The organism is Shewanella sp. BF02_Schw (assembly GCF_014596695.2).
Classification (GTDB): domain Bacteria; phylum Pseudomonadota; class Gammaproteobacteria; order Enterobacterales; family Shewanellaceae; genus Shewanella.
Window position 1 is genome coordinate 1 of the sequence record NZ_JABKAW020000013.1, and the last position, 5,727, is coordinate 5,727.

General features: G+C 36.5%; 6 protein-coding genes. 4 read left to right on the forward strand and 2 right to left on the reverse strand.

Annotated elements, in window-relative coordinates; translation table 11 throughout:
- From HNW13_RS23315 to HNW13_RS23325, 3 genes are all read left to right on the forward strand, one after another.
- The coding region (locus HNW13_RS23315) for a copper resistance protein CopC (RefSeq protein ID WP_208062960.1) at nt 1–159 on the forward strand (159 nt) is incomplete at its 5' end.
- A 14-nt stretch (nt 160–173) separates the two neighbouring features.
- The gene (locus tag HNW13_RS23320; RefSeq protein WP_192114688.1) at nt 174–1,070 is read left to right on the forward strand and encodes a CopD family protein; all 897 of its coding nucleotides are present in this window, start codon (nt 174–176) and stop codon (nt 1,068–1,070) included.
- Between the two features lie 27 nt (nt 1,071–1,097).
- A complete protein-coding gene (locus HNW13_RS23325; RefSeq protein WP_243756385.1) occupies nt 1,098–1,589 on the forward strand; it encodes a nuclear transport factor 2 family protein in 492 nt (163 codons plus the stop codon).
- Between the two features lie 181 nt (nt 1,590–1,770).
- On the opposite strand, the gene HNW13_RS23330 is transcribed toward HNW13_RS23325, so the two are convergent.
- Nucleotides 1,771–2,322, reverse strand: a complete 552-nt coding sequence (locus HNW13_RS23330) for a CueP family metal-binding protein (RefSeq protein WP_192114687.1) — start codon at nt 2,320–2,322, stop codon at nt 1,771–1,773.
- Between the two features lie 375 nt (nt 2,323–2,697).
- Between HNW13_RS23330 and HNW13_RS23335 the strand changes: the two genes are divergently transcribed.
- Nucleotides 2,698–3,918: an OprD family outer membrane porin gene (locus tag HNW13_RS23335; protein WP_192114686.1), complete on the forward strand. Its 1,221-nt coding sequence runs from the start codon at nt 2,698–2,700 to the stop codon at nt 3,916–3,918.
- Nucleotides 3,919–4,096: 178 nt separating this feature from the next.
- On the opposite strand, the gene HNW13_RS23340 is transcribed toward HNW13_RS23335, so the two are convergent.
- Nucleotides 4,097–5,299 carry an IS4 family transposase gene (locus tag HNW13_RS23340; protein WP_192114685.1) on the reverse strand — a complete coding sequence of 401 codons (1,203 nt, stop codon included), beginning with the start codon at nt 5,297–5,299 and terminating at the stop codon, nt 4,097–4,099.
- Nucleotides 5,300–5,727: the final 428 nt, after the last annotated feature.

The window sequence follows — 5,727 nt, forward strand, 5'->3', positions numbered from 1 at the left end:
GCAGCTAATTACACGGTTAACTGGATGATCATGGGTGATGACGGTCATAAGATGAAAGGCAACATGAGCTTTATGCTTCACGACTCTGGCATGAACACTCGCAGTGCACCGCCTATGACAATGGAGCATGAGACTAGCGAGCACACTGCACATCAATAAGTGGATGAGTAAACATGATATTAACCGTATTTGAAATATCGGTGTTGATATCTAAATGGGTTATCTATCTAAGTGTTGCCGCCGTTATTGGCGGCACATTGATGCAATATCTCATTAAGGGTCAACCGAACCTTTGTATTAGCGTTACAAAATATACCGGCCTAGGTGCTGGTTTGGGGTTGATTGCCGTTAGTATCAATTATTTTGCTCAAGTAGGGGCTTTTGCTGAAAACGGCTTGATGGGAGTATTTGATGCGCAGATGCATGCGTTTCTTTGGCCAACCCAGGTAGGGAAAACGGTACTTTGGCGCTTAATCGGTTTTGGGTTAATGCTAGTGGCCAGTGGTTTACTGTTATATAAGAACCGCTATATCAAAACGTTTTCTGCGGTATTAGCGATTCTCAGCTGTCTGTTAATTGCTGTCACGTTTACTTTTATAGGCCATAGCACTGAACTGGGATTGCTTGCTCAAGGCTTAATATTGATACACGTGTTGATCATTGGCAGTTGGATAGGCGCTTTTTATCCATTATGGAAATTATGCAGCACCGATGACAACATCGTCATCAAAAATGTCATGGATACATTTGGCCGTTTAGGCATAGTGATTGTCATTCTCGTGTTGCTTTCAGGCATGGGAATGGTGTGGATGTTGTTTGATAGTCCCACTGAATTATTCAGTTCCGATTATGGTATTGCGGTCACCATCAAGCTCTGTTTGGTGGCTATCATTTTACTTATAGCAGCATGGCATAAATTGGTTTTAGTACCGAAATTAACGATTGCGATCACATCACTCGCCAAACAAAAACTACAAAAATCGATTGGATTAGAAGCATTAATAGCAGTACTGATATTAGCGACAACCGCGGTACTTTCGAGCGTGCTTGGTCCTATGAGCCTTGGATAATCACTATAAATTAACAGAGAGATAAAAATGAGAAATAGCCCTTTAACAATACTCATAACGACCGTGATATTACTGATGTCCGCAGGACAAAGCTCATTGAGCTTCGCCCATGGTGATGAAACTCACCCCATAGAACAAAAAGCGTTTATCGGTGTTGATTCCGCCGCGGGTAATGTCGTCAAACAATTTCATGCAGCATTACAAATGGGCAATGAGGCTATTGTCAGGCAGTCATTAGCTGTCAATGTGCAAATTTATGAAGGTGGAAAAGTAGAACGTTCACTTACGGAGTATGCCAATCATCACATGCTTGCAGATATGGCCTACTTAAAAGGGTTAACCATAACGCCAAAAGAACACCAAATAACGATTACGGGTGACATTGCTATTTCAACGTCAATAAGTCACGCCCAAGGTGAATATAAAGGTAAAAGTATTGACTCAATGACGATGGAAACGCTTGTGTTAATTAAACAAGAAGATGGTCATTGGAAAATAACCCACGTGCACTGGTCGTAACTAATAAAAGTTTCATCAACCAGATAAGGGATTATCTTGAGCTTCTTTGTAGGTGCTCCCAAGAAAACCACAAAGACTCGGATCATGTTAATGCATGATATTTTATGGAAAAGGATTTCCATTTTTTTATATAAAAAAGACCGGAATAACTCCAGTCTTATTTTTATTTTGCATTAAAATATTAACTTTCAATAAGTTTCATAGTAGTAATGCAAGTTCTATCGTTATTAAAAGTAGACAGTACCTCTCTCGCCACTCTTTCGCTTCCATCTTTTGCTTTATGATAAATATTGAATGCTAAATTTTTATTTTTTGGAACCCAAAAGTCTATAAATCCATCATGTTGTGTCGTCACTTTTTTGTCTATTAATGTTTCACCTGTATCAGTATCAATCATGACAACTTTCATTACTTGATTTTTTATCTCACCGGTACAACCTGTTAAAACATGATTAGTACATGGATGAGAGCTATTAATGTACGGAGCTATTGAAAGAAAGAATTGATCTTTTGGTATTGCTACAGAACTACTTTTACCATCTGAGAAAGTTGCAACTATTCTATTGGGTAAAACTTTTATCATTATCCCTTCATTATTTTTGTATAGTGTATGTGCTGTTGTAACAGCACTCTTATAGTCTAAGTCTTTAAACGTTTCTGAATTTATTGTTGTGGCATATGATTGACTTGAAAATGCAATTATAAGTCCTAATAGAATATTTTTTTTAATCATGATATGAATCTTCCTATGTTGTTTTATTGTGAGTAAATATATTTTCTATTTTATTGTAATGTTTGTAGTTTATTTTACATTGATCTAATTAACGTTATTGATATAAATTTAATATTTTTTTGTTGTTTTTAACCTGCGTTTTAAGTGCTTTTTTAAATATTGTTTCACCTATGTTTTTGACTCTGGTTTTAAACCTATGTCTTATTTTGATTTGTTATTTGTGTTGGTTTAATGTTTTTTTGTTGTGAAATGGATCACTGTTAAAAATGTTGTTATTTGTATTATTGATTGGGTTTTTAATTTATTTGTTTACCTTTGGTTTTTGTTTTACTCAATATGGTTTATTTTTTGTAACTTAACGGTAATAAGGTTTATATGTTTAAATATAATAAATATTTTTTGGTGCTATTAGCAATAAGTAATAATGCATTCTCTAATGGTGATGTTGAAAGTTTTTCTGAATGGATACACAATGGTAATGTTGGCGGTACAGCGAAGTCGTACTATTTCGAACAAGATTTTGACGATTCAAATGCAGAGAATAGCTCGATTTGGGTGAATGGTGGTAATGTTACTTTTAATACATCAGAGTTTAATGGGTTTAAATTGGGAGGAGAAGTACAGGGATCATACGTTAGTAATATTAATGATGATGATGATAGAACTGCGGGCAGTATAAACGCACAAGGTCTTGTATTGTCAGAAGTTTTTTTGAAGTATCAGTTTGGTGATACGGTGTTTTCTGGAGGTAGGCAACACTTTTCATCACCCTTGATCGCTAACTCAGGTTCAAGATTAATAAAAGAGTCTTTTGAAATGTATCAGGTATCTTCAAGTCATTTTGAGGATACAGATATTTCGATTGGTTATGTGACTAAATATCAGACTCGAACAGATAAATCATTTTATGCTGATAATGAATTTGTTGATTTTGATTATAATGGTTCTGGTTCCCCTGGCGACTTTTATAAAATTGGCAATGATGGCGTATTTTACGCACAAGTTAATAAACGGATAGCTAAAAAAGTTAAAATTAACTCACAGTACGCAAATGTAATAAATGAAGTTCAAGCACTTTATGCTGATGTAGAATATACATTGCCAACTAACTTTAACAGTTATGTTGCGGTGCAGTACTACAAAACGAAGTGGGATAAGAATGAAATAGTTGATAATGATCTTTTGGGCTTTAAAGTGGGTTTCAGCCAAGGGGGAGTAGATTTTTTCGCTGGTTATACATTAGCTGGAGGAAATGAAGGTGAAAATAGAGTTTTTAGAGGCATAGGCCAAGGAGCTTATTATCAGTTTACTGCAACTACTAAAACTGCGGGTGTTGCTGCATTTGAAGCGGGCACAAATTCGTATCAACTGGGGTTAGGTTCTACAGTCTTTAATGTTAAAGGTAAATTGTTTTATACCTCTTTTGATAACCCCATAGTTGGAAAAGATTTAAATGAATGGACGGTTAATCTTGCATATCAATTTGATGGTAAACTAGCTAATTGCGGTATATCAGTTGATTTTTCAATATTGGATTATGAAAATAATCAAAATGATTCTACTGATTTAAGGACGAAATTCTCTTATAGCTTTTAGCGATTATAATTTATTTAAATTTATTTTTTATAAATTAAAACTATTTAATAATGTTATTTTAATTGTAAGTTCAGGCCGTATTAATCTGCTTGGATTTACAGTTTTACATGATAAATTATCTCTAGATGATTAAAAGTGAACAAAACTTGTCGGTTAATAATTGTCCTGGCGGATCCCCTCATAATTTAGGTCTGCCAGCGGTATGAACCAGTTTGATATATTCGTTTAATGCCCAGTAAATTATCGATGCTTTCAACGTGTATTTTGGCCTTCGCCGCACTTCTTTTCCTAATCTTACAACGGATAATACAGCGCGATGTTTGATGCTGTTCGCCTGAAAATCCTTCTGCCAGCCAAGATGCCTCGCGGCTATACCTATACACCACAACAGTATTTCTGCCAGCATTGCGATAAGCAATAACACATCATATCGCTTTGGACACCGGCTGCGACTTTGCCTCAGCCCCATGCCATATTGCGGGCTTTTTAAATCCCGAAAGGTTTCTTCGATTTGCATGCGTTTAGCATATAACTCAACCACTTTTATCGAGTTGAAATATTCAGGCGGTAAGTTGGTCGCCAGTAGCCAAGGCTCCTTGCTGCCTAAGCAATAACTCTTTTGTGCCGTGTGGTTTCGGCCTGCTTTTGAAGAGCGCTTATCTTTACGTAATTTGGGCTTAGCCTTAAATAGATGTAAATGGCAGCTTAGCGGTGATTTACGTGCAAGCCGGACATTACCTATGTATTTAGCGGTTGAGTTGGCTTTCGGGTAGAGCGATTTATTCGAGAACCAGGTCGCTTTTCCATGATGCATAAAGCTTACATCGCCACGTACTCTACCAAGCCAGAACCAACCATAACGTTCGACTTCTCTGAACCAGGTATTACGATAACCTGCATCGGTCACGATGAGCGGACAACAGCCTTGAGGTAGAACATTGGCGAGTTCAGCGAGAAATGCATTATGGCTGCGAGGTGCGTTGTAGTCTTCAAACAAAAAAGTGCGTTCATATACAGTTACAGAGCGACCTTGAACACTGATGGATGCACGTAGCGTCATTATTCGGAGCTGTTCACGGACATCAGACCAATCGACCAGGATAATAGGCATAGGATTTGAGCCACACAAATATCGAGCATGCCATTGATAGAGGGTTATTTTATCTTGGGCTAAGTGGTGATTACCTAAGAGTCGATCGATACGTTTAATGTTATGTTTAGCCGCCACAGAGCCTGTAATATTACGACCAAGCTGAGTGAGTGACAATTGATTTCCATCGAGTAGTGACTCAGTGGCAACCATCAGAGAATTAAGACGTTTTTGATGAATTTTTGGGCATTGTTTTTTAAGCAAATCGTGTAGTATATGGATATCACGCATGGTGTTAGATTTAATAGGTTTTTGGCGAAATTGATTAGATTATATAGCACCATGCGTGTCTACTATTTTGAAATTTAAAAGGATTATCTGGGAATTCCCTAGATAATTGTCTCAATGTCCACTTTTACAAAAAACCTCCATTGGAGTGTATTTTAGAACTAAGTAAATTAAATCATAAACCGACGGATATTTTATAATTATTTTACATCACTAGCAGTAGTGGCTAATAAATATCGGTTGCTACTTTATAAGACTACTGTAGCGACAGGGTAAGAACATGAAATTTCACTAACTGTCCATTACTAACTTTTAGATGAGTTTATCCAAAGTTCCAATAGAGATTGTTTGCATCCTAACTCATTTTTTTTTCATGCTGTCATTCCATGAGATAGTTTATTTAGTTCTTCTGAAACAAGTTTAATGCCAAT